16 protein-coding genes are annotated in these 19,548 nt (G+C 65.4%); 6 read left to right on the top strand and 10 right to left on the bottom strand.

Annotation, left to right across the window (positions count from 1 at the left end):
* Positions 1 to 181 precede the first annotated feature (181 nt).
* Positions 182 to 1,012 (top strand): IclR family transcriptional regulator, encoded by an 831-nt coding sequence (locus NXY83_RS02555; RefSeq protein ID WP_258804552.1) that lies wholly within the window; start codon positions 182 to 184, stop codon positions 1,010 to 1,012.
* A gap of 5 nt (positions 1,013 to 1,017) precedes the next feature.
* On the opposite strand, the gene NXY83_RS02550 is transcribed toward NXY83_RS02555, so the two are convergent.
* The 7 genes from NXY83_RS02550 to NXY83_RS02520 all read right to left on the bottom strand — a co-directional run bounded on the left by NXY83_RS02550 (position 1,018) and on the right by NXY83_RS02520 (position 10,869).
* Positions 1,018 to 1,857, bottom strand: a complete 840-nt coding sequence (locus NXY83_RS02550) for a nucleoside hydrolase (protein WP_258804551.1) — start codon at positions 1,855 to 1,857, stop codon at positions 1,018 to 1,020.
* Between the two features lie 5 nt (positions 1,858 to 1,862).
* A complete protein-coding gene (locus NXY83_RS02545; RefSeq protein WP_258804550.1) occupies positions 1,863 to 4,163 on the bottom strand; it encodes a glycoside hydrolase family 78 protein in 2,301 nt (766 codons plus the stop codon).
* 72 nt (positions 4,164 to 4,235) lie between these two features.
* The gene (locus tag NXY83_RS02540; protein WP_258804549.1) at positions 4,236 to 5,159 is read right to left on the bottom strand and encodes an MBL fold metallo-hydrolase; all 924 of its coding nucleotides are present in this window, start codon (positions 5,157 to 5,159) and stop codon (positions 4,236 to 4,238) included.
* A 67-nt stretch (positions 5,160 to 5,226) separates the two neighbouring features.
* A complete protein-coding gene (locus NXY83_RS02535) occupies positions 5,227 to 6,237 on the bottom strand; it encodes an oligopeptide/dipeptide ABC transporter ATP-binding protein (RefSeq protein ID WP_258804548.1) in 1,011 nt (336 codons plus the stop codon).
* Positions 6,234 to 8,297: a dipeptide/oligopeptide/nickel ABC transporter permease/ATP-binding protein gene (locus NXY83_RS02530; RefSeq protein WP_258804547.1), complete on the bottom strand. Its 2,064-nt coding sequence runs from the start codon at positions 8,295 to 8,297 to the stop codon at positions 6,234 to 6,236. Before NXY83_RS02530 ends, NXY83_RS02535 begins: the two co-directional genes overlap by 4 nt.
* Entirely contained in the window at positions 8,294 to 9,247 is a 954-nt protein-coding gene (locus NXY83_RS02525) for an ABC transporter permease (RefSeq protein ID WP_309484117.1), read from the bottom strand. Before NXY83_RS02525 ends, NXY83_RS02530 begins: the two co-directional genes overlap by 4 nt.
* Positions 9,248 to 9,312: 65 nt before the next feature.
* Positions 9,313 to 10,869 carry an ABC transporter substrate-binding protein gene (locus tag NXY83_RS02520; protein WP_258804545.1) on the bottom strand — a complete coding sequence of 519 codons (1,557 nt, stop codon included), beginning with the start codon at positions 10,867 to 10,869 and terminating at the stop codon, positions 9,313 to 9,315.
* A gap of 213 nt (positions 10,870 to 11,082) precedes the next feature.
* Here NXY83_RS02520 and NXY83_RS02515 point away from each other — a divergent pair, with 213 nt between their 5' ends.
* Entirely contained in the window at positions 11,083 to 12,348 is a 1,266-nt protein-coding gene (locus NXY83_RS02515) for a glycoside hydrolase family 1 protein (protein WP_258804544.1), read from the top strand.
* A gap of 80 nt (positions 12,349 to 12,428) precedes the next feature.
* Entirely contained in the window at positions 12,429 to 12,719 is a 291-nt protein-coding gene (locus NXY83_RS02510) for a hypothetical protein (protein ID WP_258804543.1), read from the top strand.
* On the opposite strand, the gene NXY83_RS02505 is transcribed toward NXY83_RS02510, so the two are convergent.
* Entirely contained in the window at positions 12,704 to 13,456 is a 753-nt protein-coding gene (locus NXY83_RS02505) for a GAF and ANTAR domain-containing protein (RefSeq protein ID WP_258804542.1), read from the bottom strand. The genes NXY83_RS02510 and NXY83_RS02505 overlap by 16 nt on opposite strands.
* 101 nt (positions 13,457 to 13,557) lie before the next feature.
* On the opposite strand from NXY83_RS02505, the gene NXY83_RS02500 reads away from it, so the two are divergent.
* Positions 13,558 to 15,138, top strand: coding sequence for a carboxylesterase/lipase family protein (locus NXY83_RS02500; protein ID WP_258804541.1), 1,581 nt, complete (start codon positions 13,558 to 13,560; stop codon positions 15,136 to 15,138).
* Here NXY83_RS02500 and NXY83_RS02495 read toward each other — a convergent pair.
* Entirely contained in the window at positions 15,116 to 15,556 is a 441-nt protein-coding gene (locus NXY83_RS02495) for an SRPBCC family protein (protein ID WP_258804540.1), read from the bottom strand. The two genes, NXY83_RS02500 and NXY83_RS02495, sit on opposite strands and share 23 nt — an antisense overlap.
* Positions 15,557 to 15,953: 397 nt before the next feature.
* On the opposite strand from NXY83_RS02495, the gene treS reads away from it, so the two are divergent.
* Together treS and NXY83_RS02485 are read left to right on the top strand one after the other, a co-directional pair.
* Positions 15,954 to 18,254, top strand: a complete 2,301-nt coding sequence (gene treS, locus NXY83_RS02490; protein ID WP_258804539.1) for a maltose alpha-D-glucosyltransferase — start codon at positions 15,954 to 15,956, stop codon at positions 18,252 to 18,254.
* Between the two features lie 95 nt (positions 18,255 to 18,349).
* The gene (locus NXY83_RS02485; protein ID WP_258804538.1) at positions 18,350 to 18,802 is read left to right on the top strand and encodes a transferase; all 453 of its coding nucleotides are present in this window, start codon (positions 18,350 to 18,352) and stop codon (positions 18,800 to 18,802) included.
* 150 nt (positions 18,803 to 18,952) lie between these two features.
* Here the strand turns inward: NXY83_RS02485 and NXY83_RS02480 are convergent, their stop codons facing one another.
* A complete protein-coding gene (locus NXY83_RS02480) occupies positions 18,953 to 19,504 on the bottom strand; it encodes a cysteine hydrolase family protein (RefSeq protein WP_258804536.1) in 552 nt (183 codons plus the stop codon).
* Between the last annotated feature and the right edge of the window lie 44 nt (positions 19,505 to 19,548).

Below are 19,548 nucleotides of genomic sequence, written 5' to 3'. Positions count from 1 at the left end.
AAGCCGGATGGGGGCAGTCATGTGGCGGGCTCCTGAACCTGTGGTAGCTGACGGTTCCAGCTTCGTTTCCCGGCAGCCTTGCCCCACACCTAACTTTCATTGACTGGAATAGTATTGTGGGGCAGCTCACTGCGGCCTTTTCCGCGTGGCTCCTCCATCAACAGCGCTAGGAACACCTGCCATGACCGTCCCTTCCGAAACGGAAACTCCTCCCACACGCGGCAAGCGCCCCAAGCAGGGCGAGCCGGTCATCGACCGGGCCTTGAGCCTGCTGGCGGTTTTCTCGGACCGGCGCAGGGCGCTGACGCTTTCCGAACTGGCGCGCTACGCGGACATGCCCGCCCCCACCGCATTGCGGCTGATCGCCCGGCTCGTCGCCTGGGGCGCCTTGGAAAGGCTCGACGACGGGCGGTACGTCGTGGGGGTCAGGTTGTGGGAAGTCGCCTCACTCTCCCCGCGGGGGCACGGCGTGCGCGAGATCGCGCTGCCATATCTGGAGGATCTGTTCGAAGTCACCCGCCACCACGTCCTGTTGGCCGTGCGGGACAACGAGGAAGCGGTGCTGATCGAGCGGCTGTCCGCCAAGGACGCCACCGAGGTGGCGTACCGGGTGGGCGGCCGGGCACCCCTGCGGTCCACCGCCGTCGGGCTGGTACTGCTGGCGGGCGCCGACCAGCAGTTCCAGGAAACCATCCTGGCAAAAGCTCCGGAGAATGAACCCGGGGTGGTCAACATGCCCGAGGGCCAGGTCCGGAGGACCCTTTCGGACGTGCGGCGTACCGGCATCGCCATGATCCGCCGCACCGCGCCATCCCGGACCGTGTCCGTCGCCTCGCCCATTTTCGATGCGCAGGGAACGGTGGCAGCCGCCTTGTCGATCGTGGTTCCGGACGGTTCCACTCCCCCCAATGTCCTGGCCCCCGCGGTCCGGGCCGCCGCCAGGGCCGTGTCCCGCAGCCTGGGCCACCAGGCCGCGGTCAGCCCGGACGTACGCACCCACTCCCAGGGCTGACGCATTCACACAGCGCGCCCGCTACCCTGCGCCACGAGCTGGTGGACCAGGTTGTCCCACAACCCGTCACTATCGACTTGGTTGTGGACTACCGTTCCTGGTGCAACCTGCCTGGTCAGCGTGTCGAGGCCTGGCGCAAAAGGCACCAGGACGCTGTCACCGAGAGTCAGCGAAGCGCCCAGCTGCACGAAGGGCGGAACGTCGAGCAGGCGCTCCGCCAGCCAGGAGCCAACCGGGGATGCGGCAGCGAGGTCATTCTTGACTGCATCGACAGCAACGGTCATTCGTGCGTATTCCTCGCAGGGGACCCGGACAAGAGGGATCCCCGAGGCCAGGACCTCCATGGCAGCTTTGAGGTCGGTGCCGGAGTTGTATTCGCCGCGCCCCGCCTCCGCCAGCGTGCCGCCCACCCACACCAGGGTTGCCCTGTCCGCAAGCGATGAGTCCAGCCGAAGCGCAGCCGCGATGTTTGTCAGTGGTCCCCCGCAGAGAATCGTGGTCCGTTCAAAGCCAGTGGACTCCCCGGCAATGGCGTGTGCTGCAGCGCTGCTCTGCCCCGCGGTGACCCCGGCGGCCTCCGCGCCCGTGACCACGCGGATGTCCTGGCGCCCCATCAGCTTGAGGAGGGTCCCAGCCAGTTCACGCCCGCGGGAAGCTGTTTTTCCGGGGTCCGCGCCCGCTGCTGCGGCCAGTCCCGGATCCAGCGGCGACGTGGTCACCAGGACGGTCAATTCCGGGCCGCAACGCAGAAGGATATGTGCCAGGGCAACGAGCCCGTCAGGGTCGCCACCAAAGTCGTTATCCACAACGAGCAGTTCTTCGGATGCGTGAGGGATTAGTGTCAAGGCGCCTACACCCCTGTCGAAACAGCGAGCCCGGCGGGCGAGGTGAAAAAGTGAGTGCCGCCTCCAACGCTCCGGCGTTCACCGTCCGGAAGTACGACGTCGGCCTCCACCCCCTTAGGTACCGTCGCCTCGAGGTGGAGGGCACCGGCGTCGAGCTTCCATTCCACCCGAACAGTTCCGTGCGGAGTCTTCAGCTCGGTTTTGGCCCAATCAATGCCCTCACCCGGGACAGGTGCGATCCGGACATTGCTGTAACCCGGCGCCAGCGGACTGATGCCGCCGACACTCCTGTGCAGCCAGTCTGCCACGGCGCCCAGGGCGTAGTGGTTGAAGCTGGTCATCTCCCCCGGGTTGATGGTGCCGTCCGGGAGCATCGAGTCCCAGCGCTCCCACACGGTGGTGGCGCCCATGGTCACGGGGTAGAGCCAGGACGGGCAGTCTTGTTCGAGGAGCAGGCGGTAGGCCTCCCCGCTGTGGCCGGTATCCGTAAGGGCGCCGGTGATGAACGGGGTGCCCGCGAAGCCCGTGGACACGCGGTAGTTGTTGTTCCGGACCAGCTCCGCGAGACGTTCCCCGGCGAAGGTGACGTGCTCGGGGCTGGGGAGGATGCCGAAGGCGATCGCGAGCGCGTACACGGTGGTGCAGTCGCTGCGGATGGTGCCGTCAACGGCGACATAGTGCTCCAGGAACGAGGCCTGGACCCGTGCCGCCAGTTGCTCGAAGTACTCTGCGTCGTTTTCCTGTCCCAGCAGGCGCGCCGTTTGGGCGGTGATGGAGGCGGTGCGGAACATGCAGGTGGTGGCCACAACGCCGGTGTCCGCCTTTGCGTCCCAGGGCTTGTCCGGATCGGCGTCCGGGTCCAGCCAGTCACCGAACTGGAAGCCCGTGTCCCACAGTCCGGCGGGTGAGAGCAGGCCTTCCACCCGGCGGGTGTGCGAAGTCATGGATTCGTACTGGTTCTTCAGCACCGTGTCATCGCCGTAGGCCTCCCACAGCGCCCACGGCACCCAGACGGAGGCTTCGCTCCACAGCGCTGACGACTCCGGCTCCGGGAACTCAGGCGGCTGCGGGCAGTACTTCAGGGCGTCAGGGACGGTGATGGGCACCAGCCCGTCGGCCGCTTTCTGCTCAGCAGCAAGGTCCAGTAGCCAGTCCTGCAGGAAGCCCTTGACGTCGTAAAGGAACGCCGCGGTGGGCGCAAAGACCGCGATGTCGCCGGTCCAGCCCAGCCTTTCATCGCGCTGCGGGCAGTCGGTCGGCAGGTCCAGGAAGTTGCCCCGAAGGCCCCAGACGATGTTGCGGTGCAACTGGTTCACCAGCTCGTTCGAGCATTCGAAGGTGCCGGTTCGCTCCAGGTCCGAATGGACCACCACCGCCTCCAGCGAATCCTCGGTGAGCGGGCCGGGCCAGCCGGAGATTTCGGCGTAGCGGAAGCCGTGGAACGTCTTGCTCGGTTCGAAGAAGTCCTCGCCACCCGACAGGATAAAGGTGTCCGTGGCCTTGGCGGACCGCAGCGGCCGGACGCCCAGCTCGCCGTCTTCGAGTACCTCGGCATGCCGCAGGGTGATCACGGCCCCTGCCTCGCCCTGGACCGTGAAGCGCAGCCAGCCCACCAGGTTCTGGCCGAAGTCCACCAGCGCCGTGCCGCTTGGCGAGGTGAAAATTCGCACGGGCTTGAGCACGTCCGTGCGCACCACCGGCGGGCCCACCGGCTCAGCCAGACGGCCGGCGTCGAACTCCAGCGTGTGCACTCCTGCCCACTCGCTGCCAGCAGACGCGCCGGCGTCGAAGTTAGGCTGTGCCCAGCCGGGCTGGTTCCGGCGGGCGTCGATGGTCTGCCCGTCGTAAAGGTCGTTGGCGATGGTGGAGGAGGGGCCGGACTGCCAGGAGGAATCCGAAGCGACAGACTGGACATGTCCGTCCTGGAACTCGATGTCCAGTTGGCCGAAGAATCCCAACTTCTTCCCGTAGAGGTTGGACATGCCGTGCCACGCCAAGCGTCCGCGGTACCAGCCATTGCCCAGCTCCACGCCGATCACGGTGGACGGTTCAATGAGGGCAGTGACGTCGTAACTGCGGTAGCGGAGCCGCCACTCATAGGAGCTCCAACCAGGGCTGAGGACGTCATCGCCCACCGGCGCGCCGTTGATGAAGGCCTCGTAGACACCATAGGCCGTTGCACGCAGGGTCGCCTTCACCACGCCGCCGTGGCCCTCCTCAAGCCGGAGCTCCTTTCGGAGCCGCGGGGCGCCGTCGAAGTCTTCATCGGGGGTGATCATGGCTGCTTGCCAGGGTGCCAGTGGCATGTGGTGGTATTCCGTTCTGTGTATCGGGTCAGGTCAGGGTGGACCGGCATTCGGTCAGACAGGCAGCCCCCGCTAAAGCGGTATAACGTCGAGGGCCCTGGGGGCCACGATCTCTCCGGTGTACCCGATGGCTTCGGCTACGGGCGTGGCCATGGCGAGCCAGACAACCGGCGGGTGCGCCACGGGAGTGTAGTGGCTGAGGACGAGCTTTTTGGCTCCGGCAGCCTTGGCAACGGCGGGAAGGTCAAGGACGCTTGAGTGCGCTTCAAAGAGGTGCTTCTTCAGGTGCTCTCCCCTGTGGCGGGGCAGCCCGGCGGCGATGCGTTCGATCGCGCTGTTGTCCTGCGTTTCATGGACGAGCACGTCGCACCCTTTGGCAATCACGGCAAGGTTTGCGTCCGGGGCGGCAGTGTCACCGGAAAAGACGACCACCTTGCCTGTGTGCTTGACGGTGAACCTGTAGGCGTAGGCGTTGGCGACTTCCGGTCCGTGGAACACTCTGGTGGCGTCAACCAGGACATTGTCATCTTCCATGACCCGGAGGATGCTGCCGTCCAGGGGCACCTCCACGTCATGGCCTTCAGCTGCGGGGAAGGCCCCGAAACCGTCACCGGTTTGGAAGAGGCCAATCTCTTGTTCAAAGCCGGCCAGGAGGTTTGTCGCCTGCAGCTTTGTTCCGGGGGGCCCCCAAATGTTCACTCCTGGAAGCGGCGGGCGGGCTGTCCAGCCATGAAGCAGAAGTGCCGGCAACCCGGAGGTGTGGTCGAGATGGTGGTGCGTTATGAAGACCTCCCTGACTCCGGCGAATCCCAGTCCTGCATGGACCAGTTGGCGGGATGTGTCCAACCCGCAGTCCACCAAATAGACTGCGTCGTTGACCACCAGCGCCAGGGCCGGCTTGGCTTCGTGGGGACTGATGACCGGCCCGCCGTTTACTCCCAGCATCACAATCCGATCGCCGGATTGACCCGGCATCTGCCGTTGCTGCTCTTCCATGGATGGCTCCGATTCTGGTGTTGAGATGTAGACGTGCTGCCCCCGATAATGCGGAGGACCAAGGTGGTTATGAAGCGTAGTGGCAGGCGACGTCGGAGCCGCCTACCTGCCTGAGGGCGGGGCGTTCGTCACGGCAGAGGTCGGTGGCCAACGGGCAACGAAGCCGGAAGGGGCATCCTCCGGGACCAGGGGTTGCCGCCGCTCCCGTCCGAACGCCCAGGGATTCCCGGGCCTGCCGGCGCGCAGCCTGCTCGGAGGGCCGCAGCACGGGGGACGCTGCAACGAGGGCCCGGGTGAACGGGTGCCTGGGGTTCTCGGTGACGGCGGCGGCGGGTCCGCTTTCCATCACCTGCCCTCGGTAGAGGACGACGACGCGCTGGGCGAGGAACTGGACCACGGCGATGTCGTGGGCGATGAACAGGTAGCCCAGGCCGCGCTCGTCGCGCAGGTCGGCCAGGAGGTTCAGCACCTGCGCTTGGGTGGAGAGGTCCAGGGCGCTCACGGCTTCATCGCAAACCACCAGCTTGGGGTCGCAGATGAGGGCCCGCGCCACGGAGATGCGCTGGCGCTGGCCGCCGGAGAACTGGCTGGGGTACCGGTCCACGGCCTCACGCGGGAGGCCCACGCGTTCCAGCATGTCCTCGGCCCGCTGCCGCGCCTCGCCCGGTTTCACGCCGCGGAGCCGGAGGGGCTCTGCCAGCGAAGAACCCACTGTGTTCCGGGGGTTCAGGGAGGAGTTGGGGTCCTGGAAGACGGCCCGCAGCTCTCCGCCCAGGACCCTGCGCTGGGATGCGCCGGCGGACGTGATGTCCTTGCCCTGGTAGGTGATGGAGCCACGGGAGACTTTCTGCAATCCCAGGATGGCTTTGCCGATGGTTGATTTGCCGGAGCCGGACTCCCCCACCAGGCCCACTGTTTCGCCGGGGGCGATGCTGAAGCTCACGCCGTCGACGGCGGCGGGAGCTGCGGCTGCCTTGCGTCCGCGTCCGTAGCGGACCACCAGGTCCTTGACCTCCAGCAGCGGCTGGGCAGCATCCGGCAGCGGTGCTTCCGGACGGACCGAAGTTGCGGTGCTCATGCGTGATCCTTTTCGACAGCCCTGGTTTCAACCAGGTTCAGAACGTGGTGGCTGGGGACGTCGGTGGCCACCCAGTCCAGCCCTTCGACGGCAAGTTCATCCGCTTTTATGCAGCGCACCAGGCCGTCACCGGTTCCGGAGGGAAGCAGCGGGATGGGGACCATGCACGCAGAGCCGGCGAACTGGCAGCGGGCGGCGAAGCGGCAGCTGGTGGGCCAGTCCTTGGGCTGGGGAACCTGGCCGTTGATGGTGGCCAGCCGCTCCGGCATGTCCGCCGCGTGGTTGGCGTGCGGGTCCGCTGCCAGCAGGGCAAGGGTGTAGGGGTGGCGGGGGTTGTCCAGGATGCTGTCCGTCCGGCCGTTTTCAACAACCTGGCCGGCATACATCACGGCCACCTGGTCGCAGAGGTCGGCCACCACGCCAAGATCGTGGGTGACCATGACCACCGACATCCCGGTATCCCTCACCAGGCCGCGCAGCAGGGAAAGGATCTCCGCCTGCACGGTGACGTCCAGGGCTGTGGTGGGTTCGTCTGCCACGAGCAGCCGGGGGCGGCCGGAAAGCGCCAGGGCGATGGCAACGCGCTGGGCCATGCCGCCGCTGATCTGGTGCGGGTAGGTCTTGAGGATCCGCGCGGCGTCCACGATGCCCACTTTTTCCAGCAGGCTTAGGGCTTCGGCCTTCGCTTCAGCCTTGCCCATTCCCCGGAGCCGGCGGATGGTGGCGGTGAGTTGGTAGCCGACGGTGAACATGGGGTCCAGGGCGCGCATGGGCTCCTGCGAGATGAGCGCTATGTCGCGTCCGCGGATGCCTTCCATGTCCTTGTCCGTTGCCGCGGCCAGGTTCTTGCCGTTCCAGAGGATCTGCCCGCCGGTCACGGATACTCCGGACGGCAGAAGCCCCAGGAGGGACAGTGCGGTCATCGTTTTGCCGCAGCCGGATTCGCCCACCAGGCCCAGCACGGTGCCGGGTTCGACGTCGAAGGAAACATCGGTGACCAGGCGGACGCCGTTGTCAACGCCCACGGTGAGGTTGCGGACGCTGAGCGTGTCCTTAGCCGCCTCGTCCTTTCCAGCCGGAGCAGCCGCGGCGATCGCGGCCACCGCTTTGGCGCGCTGCCGCCGGGCGGCGGTGGAGGGCAGGTGTGAGGCGGTGGCGTTGGGCGCCTTGCCGAGGGCGTTGCCGATGGCGTTGGCGGCCAGGACTGTCAGCGCCAGCACGGCGCCGGTGGGAACCATCAACCAGGGCGCGTTATAAACGTTCTGGGATGCGCCTTGGATCATGCCGCCCCAGCTCGGTTCCGGGATGGGCGGGCCAAAACCGATGAACGCCAGGCCGGCCTGGATCAGCATGCCGACGGCGAAGATCAGGGCCGACTGCACCACGATGGTGTTCGTCAGCCCGGGCAGGACATGCCGGAGGCTGATGCCGGCCGTGCTGACGCCGTCCACCTTGGCTGCGTCCACGTACAGCTGGGACTGCAGGGACTTGGCCTGGCCCAGCATGACCCGGTACATACCGGCGGAGATCAGCACGCCGAGGATGGCCATGATCAGCGGGATGTTCGTTCCCACGGCGCCGATGACGGCGAGGATGATGACGGTGCCGGGCAGCGACATCATGATTTCGGTGACGCGGCTGATGGCGTTCTCCACGCGTTCCCCGGCGGCCGCCGCCAGCATCGCCAGGATGGTGCCGAGCCCGACGGCGACAATCACCGTGATCATGGACGTTCCCAGCGTGCCGGCTGCGGAAGCGAAGATGCGGCTAAGGATGTCACGGCCGAGTTCGTCGGTGCCGAGCCAGTGGGCGGCGGTGGGTCCGGACAGGACGGCGGTGAAATCCTGGTCCTCGGTCTTGTAGGGCAGCCACAGCGGCGCAGTCAAGGACGCAATGACGATCGCGGCCAGCCAGATCACGCCGGCGATGCTTGCAGGTGAGGCGAACAGTTTGTTGCCGGTGAATTTCTTTGCCGTGCTTTGGCGCGTGGCCTTCGGAGGGACGGCAGCCGCCGTCGGCTCCGCTGAATCTGCTGGTGCGGGGGCAACGTTGGGAATCATGAGGCACGCAACTTCGGGTCGAGGAACTTGGTGGCGAGTTCCAGCACCAGGTTCACGGCGACCACCACCACGGTGGCGATCACCACCACGCCCTGCACGGACGGGGCGTCATGGGTGCTGACGGAGGTCTGGACCGCCTGGCCCAGGCCCGGCATGGCGAACAACTGCTCCGCGATGACTGAACCGCCGAAAAGCTGAATGAACTGCAGCGCGATGCCGGCCACGATGGGCAGGCTGGCATAACGCAGGGCATGGACGTACAGGATCTTCCAGGTGGGGGTAGCCGTGGCCCGGAGCGTCCGGATGTGTTCCTGCTGCAGTGCCTCGAGCATGGAGGCCCTGGTTTGGCGGGCAATGAACGCCGCTCCGCCCACGGCCAGGGTGATCACGGGCAGCGCCAGGGACAGCGCCCAATCCTGGGGCGAAACCTCGAACGGGACGTAGCCGGTCGCGGGAAAGACGGGGGACTGGACGGCCAGGAAGTAGACAAAAATGATGCCGATCCAGAAGGCCGGGAGTGCAACTGCCATCCCACAGACACCGCCGATGATGCGGTCCACCATGCCGCCGCGGACGGCTGCGGTGACGCCCAGCGCAATGCCGAGGACAGCGCTGAGCAAGGTGGCTCCTGCAGCGAGGGACGCAGTGACAGGGAGCCTGCCCGCCAGGTCCGCGCTGACCGACCGGCCGTCAATGAGCGAAATTCCGAAATCCCCCTGGACTGCGGCGCCGAGCCAGCTGAAGAACTGGACCACGAGGGGATCGTTCCAGCCCAGGCGGTGGTTAACTTCGTCAATCGCTTCCGGGGTGGCACCGGCCCCGAGGGACACGGCTCCGGGGCTGCCGGGCATTGCGTGCACCAGCATGAATGCCAGCACCGCAACCACCAGCACGGTGGCCAGCGCCATCAGCAGGCGCTTGGTGATGAATAGTGCCATGGTGACCTCCATCGGTCAGGCCCTGCCGGGCTTGCCCTCCTGTTTGGTGAGGAAAGCCCGCCCGGCAGGTGCGGGAATTAGCTGGCCGGCTTGTAGGACGAGAGGAGCGGGTAGGCGTTGGTCCCGGCGAACTCCACCGGGGCCACCTTCTTGGTGTTGTAGCCCTGGTTCACGAGTGCTTCATACAGCGGGATCATCCAGCCGGATTCCACCAGCCGGGTGTTCAGCTTGGTGGCCGCGGCCTTGACGGCAGCATCATCCTTGGCCGCCGCCAGTTCGCCGGTGGCGGCGCTGAGCTGCTCGTCGGTGGCCTTTTGCACGTTAGTGAAACCGTTGAGGACGGCACCGTACATGAATCCGACCGGGTTGTCCCAGCTGAGCGGCGCGTAGCCCAGGGGCGTGGTGGCGACGGCGGCGAAGGCTTCATCTGTGGAGGCGGCCATCTTGATGTTCATGGTGATTCCGACGGCGGCGAGGTCCTTCTGGACTGCCTGCAGGTCCGTCTGGGTCTGGGCTCCGGCGACGATAGTGAATTCGAAGCCGTCCGGGTAGCCTGCTTCGGCCAGCAGGGCCTTGGCCTTGTCCGGGTTGTAGGCGAACTTGGTCTCCAGCTCCTTGGTAAAGCCTGCAGAGTCCTTCGGCAGGGCGTTCCAGGCCGGGATGTCGCCCTTGTGAAGTGCATCAACCAGGGCCTGACGGTTGATGGCGTACTGGAACGCCTGGCGGACCTTTTCTTCCGCGAATGCCGGGGCGGTCTTGCCGATCTTGTCAAAGGAGACCATGGTGTTGACGGTGCCGCCGATCTGGGACACGCCCACGCCCTTGGACTTGGCGAAGTCAACGGTGTTCGAGGTCAGCATCGCCACGTCGGCCTGGCCTGAAACCAGGGCGTTCGCCCGGGCCTGCGGGTCGAGGACGACGCTGAAGATGACCTTATCGAAGGCGTACTTCGGGGCTTCCGGGCTCTTGTCGTTCTTCACCAGGACATACTTGTTGCCCTTCACGGTGGCGGGATCGAGGATGTAGGGACCGGAACCTGCGGGTGTGGCGGCGAGGCTGGCCGAATCGGTCACACCGTTCTTACCCACGATCATGCCGGTGGTGGAGGCCAGGTTCTTCTCGAAGCCAGGCTGTGGCTTGGCGAATGTCAACGCCACCTGGGTGGGGCTGACCACGTCCACGGAGGTGATCTCCTGGGCTCCGCCCTTGGCCACGGCGGAGTAGGCGCTCAGCGCGGGATCGGAGCGGCGGTCGAGGTTTGCCTTGACCAGCTCGGCATCGAGTTTGGACCCGTCCGTAAACGTTACGTCGTCCTTGAGGGTGAGCGTCAGGACGGTGTTGTCCGCGTTGTAGCTGAACTCCTTGGCCAGGCCTGGACCCGCCGATCCATCCGCCTGCAGGGTCATGAGGCTTTCGTAGAGGCCTTCGAAGAACTGCCGCTGTGCAGCCGAGACGCGCAACGGGTCGAAGCCGAACGATGCGGAGTCGCTGTCGATGGCAAGCGTGAGCGTGCTGGTGTCCACTTTGGCGGCCGCCTGGCCGGACCCGCCGCCGCAAGCAGTCAACGATCCCAGCAGTAGCGCTCCGGCCAGAACGGCGGAGCTCGCACGGGCAGTGGAGTTCAGAAGTTTCATATAGTGCGCCTTTGCATTCTGATGTGACAACGGAGAGATTGGGGCCAGACGGATGGCCGGCTCCCTCAAGAATGCTGTGATCGGGTTTTGGGCAGACATGGATATTTCATTGGTTGAAATACTTCTGTGGTGCTGGTCACTTTGGACGACAGGATGAGTATCAGGCAACGAAGCCCGACGCCGGGCTGCCGGCGTTGCACTGAAAGGACTCTCATGACACTCTCCCCTTCCTTCCCGGCCGACTTCCTGTGGGGTGTGGCCAGCGCCGGACACCAGGTGGAAGGCAACAACGTCAACAGCGACACCTGGTTCCTGGAGCACTTGCCCGGAACGATCTTCTCGGAACCCTCCGGAGACGCCCTGGACCACTACCACCGGTACCGCGAGGACATCGCGCTGATTGCCAGCCTCGGCTTCACCAGCTACCGCTTCTCCCTCGAGTGGGCGCGCATCGAACCTGCCGAGGGTGAGTTCTCCACAGCCGGGCTCAACCATTACAAGCGGATGCTGGAAACCTGCCGTGAACACGGGCTTACACCGGTGGTGACCTTCCACCACTTCACGTCCCCCCTCTGGCTGCTGCAGTCCGGTGGCTGGGAAAGCTCCCGGACCCCGGAACTCTTTGCCCGCTACTGCGACCGGGTGATGGCGCACCTGGGCGACCTCATCGGCGTCGCCTGTACGTTGAATGAACCCAACCTGCCGTGGCTGCTGGAGTCCTTCGGCATCGGCGGCGAGGCCCCGGAAAGCCGCGGCTCCGTGCCAATGTGGGCGGCAGCCGCCGAACGACTGGGCGTGGATGCCAGCACGATTGCCCCCTTCCAGTTCTGCTCCACGGAGGCCGCGTTCGAGGTAAAGCTCGCAGCCCACCGGGCAGCCACCGCCGCCATCAAAGCCCGCCGCCCGGAACTCCTGGTGGGCTGGACCCTGGCGAACACCGACATCCAATTCGCTGACGGCGGTGAAGAGCGCGCTGAACGCGCGCGCCGCGACGTCAACGTCCGGTTCCTGGAGGCCTCCCGCGGTGACGACTTTGTGGGAATCCAGACCTACGGCCGCACCGTCTACGGCCCGGACGGCCTTGCCCCGGCACCCGCCGGGGCGGTCCTCACTCAATCCGGCGAGGAAATCTACCCGCAGGCCCTCGAGGCAACCATCCGGGAAGCCCATCGGATTGCCGGCATCCCGGTGATGGTGACCGAAAACGGACTGGCCACCGAGGACGACACCCAGCGGGTGAAATTCCTCCAGACCGCCGTGGACTGCGTAGCCTCCTGCCTGGCCGACGGCATCGATGTCCGCGGCTACATCGCCTGGACGGCGTTCGACAACTTCGAGTGGATCTTCGGCTACCGGCCCAAATTCGGCCTGATCGCCGTGGACCGCAGCACCCAGGAACGCACTCCGAAGGAAAGTGCGCGGTGGCTGGGAAGCCTCGCACGGGAGCACGCCCGGCAGCAGGTGGCACAGCCCGCCTAGGAAGTATGTAAGGCCATCCATCCGGCCGCCCGCTCCGAAGCCCTTGGGAGAAAAAATTCTCCCAAGGCCAGGACGGGATCATGGATGAACTGGACCAGCAGGCCCTGACCGGTGCGGTCATCAAGAGGCACAGCCTTGACCTCGCCGAGCTGTGGCTGGACTACGTTGCCCTGGGCGGTGAAGCTTCCGAACAGGAGATCAGGGATTACAGCTCGGGGGCGGAAACTCTTCCGGAGAAGGACCGGGACGCCCTGGCCCAGGCTGTCAACGAGCACTGCGTGGCAGCGAACCTGGCCGTCCGGGCACCTTTCAGTGATTCTCCGCTGATCCGCCTCCACGCGGAGCCCCAGGATCCCTATTCGTCGAAGTAGGTGAAGGTGTCCGAGACGCCCGCCACGGAGGAGATCACGACGGCCGCGACGTCCCGTAGTTTCATGTTCCTGGTGTTGGACGCCTCCCGCAGGACCTTGAAGGCGGCAGCCTGGCTGCACCGGTTCTGCGCCATGATGGCGCCGCTGGCCAGGTCGATGACGGTGCGCGACTGCATTGCTGCACTCATGCCGTCCTTGGCGTCCTGGAGCTGGGCCATCCGCAGGGCAAGCCTGAGCCCCTTGGATGCCTGTTCGGTAAAGGCCTCGGCACTGGCGATGCCTTCCCCGGTGAAGGCCCCACGCCGCCTGCAGGACAGAGTAAGAACCCCGCGGTCTTCGCCTTCAAGGAGCAGCGGGATGCTCAGGACGGAACGGAGTCCCTGCCGCCCGACCGCCTGGACATACTCCGGCCAGCGTTCTTCCCGCTGCAAATCCGGGACCAGGACAGTTGCCATGGTCCGCATGGCCGTTATTCCGGGCCCGTCGCCGAATCTGTTTTCCAACTGGTCAACCAACCGTGGGCAGGGGTTGCTGCCGGCCATCAAGGCGGGCTTCTTGCGCCGGGTCAGGGTGATGCCACAGAAGACTTCCTGGCCGGCTCGGCTAAGCCTGGCCGCCGCATATCCGGCAAGTTCCTGCAGGAACTGCTCTACATCAGGATTTTCGAGGACCAGGTCCTGCATGTGAGCTGCAATATCGCCAAGTACTTTGGCATCTGAGACGTCAGCTTCAACCAAGAATTTCCCCTCCCGGACGTATGTGAAAAGCCATAACAACATGGCCGCCCACTGCCGAACGGGTTCCAGCGTACCCATTGAAAGCCCGTAACGTGTCAACCATGAAGCTCGCCTCCAGTCACGGCGGTTCCTTCCGCGGCAGCACCTTGACGGTGGACGGCACCGCCGTTCACCGCTTCCTCGGCATCCCGTATGCGAAGCCGCCGGTGCGGGAACGCCGATTCCGTCCGCCCGCCCCGACGACGCCCTGGACCGGGGTACTCGACTGCACCCGGCCCGGCCCCGCGGCGCCGCAGAACCCGGAGTCGCCGGCACCGCCGGGGGCAAAGCCACGGGTCTCGAGCGAGGAGGGCTGCCTCAACCTCAACATCTGGACGCCGGGCACGGACGGGTCCGCCAGGCCCGTGATGGTGTGGATCCACGGCGGCGCGTACCTCAGCGGCTCCAACAGTGACGGCATGTACGACGGCGCGGGCCTCGCCGCCGCGTCCGGCGCGGTGGTGGTAGCCATCAACTACAGGCTGGGAGCCCTCGGCTTCCTGCACCTGGCGGACCTACTGGGCGCAGGCTACCAGGACTCCTCCAACCTCGCCCTGCTGGACCAGATCGAAGCACTGCGCTGGGTGCGGGGCACCATCGACGCGTTCGGCGGGGACCCGCATAACGTCACCTTGTTTGGCGAGTCGGCCGGGGCGGCAGCCATCGGCACCCTGCTGGGCATGCCGGCGTCGGAAGGCCTCTTCCGCCGGGCCATCATGCAAAGCGGCACCGCCGAACGCTGCCGCACGGCTGAAGGCTCTGCCCGCATCTCCCGGAAGTTCCTCGCCCTGTGCGGGCTGGACACGTCCTCCGCGGCGGACATCCTCACCCTGCCGGTGGACCGGCTGCTGGAAGCGCAGGAAATGCTGGTGCAGGACATCGGCCAGGAGACCTTCGCCGTGCCCCTCCCGTTCCAACCGACGGCCGGAACACCCTCACTGCCGCGGCCGCCGCTCGATGCGGTACAACAGGGGCAGAACGGCGCCGTGGACCTGCTGATAGGGACCAACCTCAACGAAGGGTCCTTCGCGGTGGAAATGCGGCCGCCCAACCCCGCGGATCCCGACTACGCGGAGCGCGCCGCTTCCGTGCTCGCCGCTGCCGGGATCCCACCGGAGCGCACAACGGGTTACGCCGGCGCCCTCGCCCAAATCCTGTCGCGGAAAGCTGCCCTGCCGCGGGAAGCAGCCGGCAAGGAGCTGCTGGAAGCTGCCGTTGCCGATTCCGTCTACCGTCAGCCGAGCAACAACCTGCTGGCCGCCCGCGAACAGTCAAGCCGCCAGGGGTCCCCGGGCCGGAACTTCTCCTACCTTTTCACCTGGCCCAGCCCTGCAATGGGCGGAAAGCTCGGTTCATGCCATTCGCTGGACGTCCCCTTCGTCTTCCGTCACCTGGACTCACCGGAGGCTGCCTTCCTGACGCGCGGCAAGGCTCCGCAAGCCCTCAGCGACACCATGAGCGGCGCCTGGGCGTCATTCGCGCATACCGGAACGCCGGGCCGTCCCGGGCTCGAGTGGCCGGAGTACGGGCAGGAGCGCAACACGATGATCCTTGACCTGGTGACACGGGTGGAGGCGGACCCGCGTCGGGAGATCAGGGAGTTCTTCGCCGAAAACCAGGTCAGCCTGCAGGCTGGGAGTTGAGCGTGTCCCGGATTCCGTTCAGGGCCGGGTCCCGGAGCTGCATGAAGGCAGGCTTCAGCAGCGGCTGAATGATCTTGGCGGGTCCCTTGATGCTGAACTCCGCCGTGTACTTGACCAGTGATCCCGTATCGGAAGGGCTCACGTCAACGGAGTCGAAGGCTGTGACGGTCTTGTTTTCCCCGCGCAGCTTAATGTGGTCCTCCGTCAGCTCGATCACCTCATATTCGAGGGTCTGCCGCTTCCCGCGGAATTCCGACTCCGCGTGGTACCGGTGGCCCACCGCAACCGGGCCTGGCGTCAGCTTGTCCATCACGGGAGTGTTGGGGTCCCACTTGCTGGTGTTCTCGAACTCCCTCATGAAAGCAAAAGCTTTCTCTGCGGACAGTTTGGTTTCCACGCTTCCGGTGACTGTGATCATCACCCCAGTGTAGGAACGGGCCACTGGGAAGCACAGCCATGATCAATCACTGCCGCGAAGCCGGCTGCCGCACTGCCAGCTGGGCGGAGGCCATCTTGCAGCACAGCTTCCCGCAGCAAGCCAGAGGGCCGGGGAATCCTGCATGGCGTCAGCACCATGAGCGTGGGCCGCGACAGGGAGATCGTCGACGCCATCGCCACCGGCGACACGGCCCTGGCCCCGAAACCATCCTCGCGCATATGGACACGACCGCGGCCACCCTTGTGTCCTAGCCGCTACTTGGTAGTTTCGTAGTTCGCCCGAATAGTCTTGGCGCCCCCGGGTACGAGAACATTGGGCAGGGTGACCAGGCAGTATGCCTTGGGACCGCGGGAACAACCGGTAGGAAGAGGAATCTATGCGGGAACCGAGTACCAGCGACGGTATTTATGAAGTGGACACCGTTGCCGGCGAAGATGAAGAAGCAGCCGCTGAACCGTCAGTGGAGCCGGACGTCAATTTCGACGAGCACCTTTATCCGGCCCGGCCCAAGGCACTGAGGCCGACGGCTCGCCGGCGCCAGTACTTTGCCACCAGGCCATCGTTCGAATTCGACGGGCGCAATGCGGCCTACGTCGAGTGGCTGCGGAACCAGGCAATGCTGGGAGATGCCAACACACTGGCCCGGCAACTGTCAGGGCAAGCCAGCATGTGGCAGAACTCCTACGCACATCCCAACCCGCGGGCCGCCGTCGAGCGTGCACCCGTATGGTTTACCGCGTATCCCCTGTCCTTCATCACCAGGTCCAGCCAGTCCTTCCTCTCTGCGCTGGGCGATCCCGACATGTGGGAAGCCTTCAGCCAGATAGGTATCCGCGCCATCCACACCGGTCCCGTCAAACTGGCGGGAGGCATCAGCGGCTGGACCCAGACGCCCAGCGTGGACGGGCACTTCGACCGGATCAGCATGGCGATTGACCCGGTGTTCGGCACGGAGGACGAGTTCCGCTCGATGTGCCAGGTGGCGGCAGACCACGGCGGAACCATCATCGATGACATCGTTCCCGGCCACACCGGCAAGGGAGCCGACTTCCGCCTTGCCGAGATGAATTTCCGGGACTACCCCGGGATCTACCACATGATCGATATCCCTGAGGAGGACTGGCACCTGCTGCCGGACGTCCCCGAAGGGCACGACTCAGTAAACCTGAGTCCCGACTCTGAACAGGCCCTGCAGAAGGCCGGATACATCATCGGCCGGCTGCAGCGGGTCATTTTCTATGAGCCCGGCGTCAAGGAAACGAACTGGAGCGCAACCCGGCCGATCGTTGACACCACAGGGCAAACCCGCCGCTGGGTCTACCTCCACTACTTCAAGGCAGGCCAGCCCTCCATCAACTGGCTGGATCCCACCTTCGCCGGGATGCGCCTTGTAGTCGGAGACGCTCTGCATTCCCTGGTTGACCTCGGCACCGGCGCGCTCCGGCTCGATGCCAACGGCTTCCTCGGAGTGGAAAAGAGCGCTGAAGAGCAGCCCGGCTGGTCAGAGGGGCATCCTCTGTCCGAGGCTGCCAATCAGCTCATTGGATCCATGATCCGCAAGGTTGGCGGGTTCTCCTTCCAGGAACTCAACCTGACCATCGACGACATCAAAGCGACCTCGGAAGCGGGCCCTGACCTTTCCTACGACTTCATCACGCGGCCCGCATACCATTACGCACTGGTTACCGCCGATACGGAGTTGCTGCGGCTGACGCTCCGCCTGTCGATGGAAATCGGGGTTGACCAGGCGTCACTGGTTCACGCACTGCAAAACCATGACGAGCTAACCTACGAGCTGATGCACTTTGCTGCCGGGCACCGGGATGAGATCTTCGAGTTCAACGGGCAGGAACTCACAGGCGCCCAGCTCGCCGAACAGGTCCAGCAAACGATGCGGGATCGCCTGACCGGGGAGAACGCCCCCTACAACGCGGTGTTCACCACCAACGGGATCGCCTGCACCTCGGTCAGCTTCATTATGGCCGCCCTGGGAATGCAGGACCCTGACGCGGTCACTCCTGAAGAGGAGGCACAGATCCTGGACGTGCACATCCTTCTCTCGATGTACAACGCCCTGCAGCCCGGGGTCTTTGCACTTTCGGGCTGGGACCTTGCCGGCATTACTGCACTGGACCGGAAGACCGTTGAGGAGCTGACCGCACAGGGCGACACCCGCTGGATCAACCGTGGGGCACACGACATCATGGGCACCAGCCCGGACGCGGAGAGCTCCTCCTCCGGTATGCCCCGGGCACGCAGCCTGTACGGGCCGCTCCCTGACCAGCTGCAGAACCCGAACTCTTACGCAAGGCGGCTCCAGCAGATCCTGACTGTTCGCGAAGAACATGGCATAGCTACAGGCGCCCTGCTGGATGTGCCGGACGTATCCAACCGTGGCCTGCTGGTCATGGTCAACCAGTTGGGAAGCGGCGCGCTCGAGGTTACAGTGCTGAACTTCTCCGACCAGGACATTGCCGGCAGCATCCAGTCCAGCCACCTGCCGCCCGGCGCCGCAGTGCACGACCTGTTCACAGGTGATGCAGTGGGCCAGGTTGACGACCTGCACAGCTTCTTCCTCGAACTGCCTGCCTATCAAGGGACCGCCTTGCTGCTGACAGAGGAAAATGCCGCCCCTGAACAGGATGAAGGCGTGCAGCCGGGAGAGGACTCGCCGTAGGGGACAGACTGATCGGCGCCGCGCGGGAATCCCTTTGAGTTCTCAACCGTTAACTGACTGTGCGGTAAGTTACCGCGCGGTAAACGAGGGATCGAATGAACGGGAAGTTTGTATCAGTTGAAGACGACGCCGGAAAGGTGACCCGCTATGCGCGGCACGCCAACGGCGGTGGACTGGTAGCGCCCGGGGCTGTGGTGGCTGAAAGCGCCCGTATTGGCGCCATGACGTATGTGGAGCATGGTGCCCGTATCGGTGCGGGGTGCAGGATCGGGCACGGCAGCTGGATCGACCGTGACGCGGAGCTCGGTGACCGGACGGTAGTGGGTGACGGCGTGCGCATCGGCCGGGCAACGGTCATCGGAAACCGTGCGCATATTGGCAGTCACTCGCGCATCGGTTCCGGCGTCCTGATCGAGCACGGGGTTCACCTCCATGCGGACAGCACCGTGCCCGACGGCGGGCAGGTCCTGGCGGGCCCGCGTGCGGCGGAACATGCGGGAGCAAAGAACCGGCCGCACCGCAGGATCAAGGGCCGGATGGCCGCCTGAGCTGACGGAACCGGGACGAAGCGGGCGCACGCCACCGCAGCGCCGCCGCGCCCCAGACCGCCAGCAGCAGCGCCACGGGCAGCAGGCTGGCCTCGACCAGGTCGATCCATCCGAGCCAGACGGTCAGCGTTTCAGGGATGTAGTGGGCTGCTAGCGGCGCAGCCGTTCCAGGATCTCGTCGCTGGACTGGACGTTCTGGCGGTACGTGGTGGAGAGGATGCGGAGCATGTCCGCCGCGTCCTTGTTGTCCTCCGATGCCATGGCGTCCTGGGCGTAGGTGACCCGGATGTTGTGGGCGAAGGCGTCCGCCCCGGTCTGGGCTATGCAGTTGTGGGTGGAGACGCCGGCCAGCACCACTTCGTCGGCGCCCCAGTTCCGCAGCCGGGACAGCAGATTAGTCCCGATGAAGGCGCTGTCCCGGGTCTTGTTGAGCTGGGGCAGGCCGTCGGTGGCGAGGCCCGGAACTGCCTCGGCCTGCTTGCTGCCCCGGAAAATGAAACCCTGGTCGTCGTCGAGCATGTTCAGAGTCCAGGTCGACTTGTCGCGCTCGTGCTCGGTGCCTACCAGCAGCGCCTTGTGGCCGTTGGAAGTGAAGGCTTCCAACAGCCTGTTGCAGGAACTGACGAGCCTCTCCTGCTGGGCAGCCAGTTCCGGTGCTTCGAAGTACGCGTTCTGCATGTCGATGACAAAGAGAGCAATCATGGAGGCACCTTTCCGTTGTTGAACCGGTGCCGAAACCTTACCCG

It is taken from the genome of Pseudarthrobacter sp. NS4 (assembly GCF_024758005.1).
Classification (GTDB): domain Bacteria; phylum Actinomycetota; class Actinomycetes; order Actinomycetales; family Micrococcaceae; genus Arthrobacter.
The sequence above is the reverse complement of the archived record's forward strand: the minus strand, read 5'-3'. Positions and strand labels throughout refer to the sequence as shown.

Bases quoted from the DNA above. Each gene is read 5' to 3' on its own strand.
- NXY83_RS02555 (WP_258804552.1), top strand. From the start codon at position 182: ATGACCGTCCCTTCCGAAACGGAAACTCCTCCCACACGCGGCAAGCGC.
- NXY83_RS02545 (WP_258804550.1), bottom strand. From the start codon at position 4,163: ATGCCACTGGCACCCTGGCAAGCAGCCATGATCACCCCCGATGAAGAC.
- NXY83_RS02540 (WP_258804549.1), bottom strand. From the start codon at position 5,159: ATGGAAGAGCAGCAACGGCAGATGCCGGGTCAATCCGGCGATCGGATT.
- NXY83_RS02535 (WP_258804548.1), bottom strand. From the start codon at position 6,237: ATGAGCACCGCAACTTCGGTCCGTCCGGAAGCACCGCTGCCGGATGCT.
- NXY83_RS02530 (WP_258804547.1), bottom strand. From the start codon at position 8,297: ATGATTCCCAACGTTGCCCCCGCACCAGCAGATTCAGCGGAGCCGACG.
- NXY83_RS02525 (WP_309484117.1), bottom strand. From the start codon at position 9,247: ATGGAGGTCACCATGGCACTATTCATCACCAAGCGCCTGCTGATGGCG.
- NXY83_RS02520 (WP_258804545.1), bottom strand. From the start codon at position 10,869: ATGAAACTTCTGAACTCCACTGCCCGTGCGAGCTCCGCCGTTCTGGCC.
- NXY83_RS02515 (WP_258804544.1), top strand. From the start codon at position 11,083: ATGACACTCTCCCCTTCCTTCCCGGCCGACTTCCTGTGGGGTGTGGCC.
- NXY83_RS02510 (WP_258804543.1), top strand. From the start codon at position 12,429: ATGGATGAACTGGACCAGCAGGCCCTGACCGGTGCGGTCATCAAGAGG.
- NXY83_RS02500 (WP_258804541.1), top strand. From the start codon at position 13,558: ATGAAGCTCGCCTCCAGTCACGGCGGTTCCTTCCGCGGCAGCACCTTG.
- NXY83_RS02495 (WP_258804540.1), bottom strand. From the start codon at position 15,556: ATGATCACAGTCACCGGAAGCGTGGAAACCAAACTGTCCGCAGAGAAA.
- treS (WP_258804539.1), top strand. From the start codon at position 15,954: ATGCGGGAACCGAGTACCAGCGACGGTATTTATGAAGTGGACACCGTT.
- NXY83_RS02485 (WP_258804538.1), top strand. From the start codon at position 18,350: ATGAACGGGAAGTTTGTATCAGTTGAAGACGACGCCGGAAAGGTGACC.
- NXY83_RS02480 (WP_258804536.1), bottom strand. From the start codon at position 19,504: ATGATTGCTCTCTTTGTCATCGACATGCAGAACGCGTACTTCGAAGCA.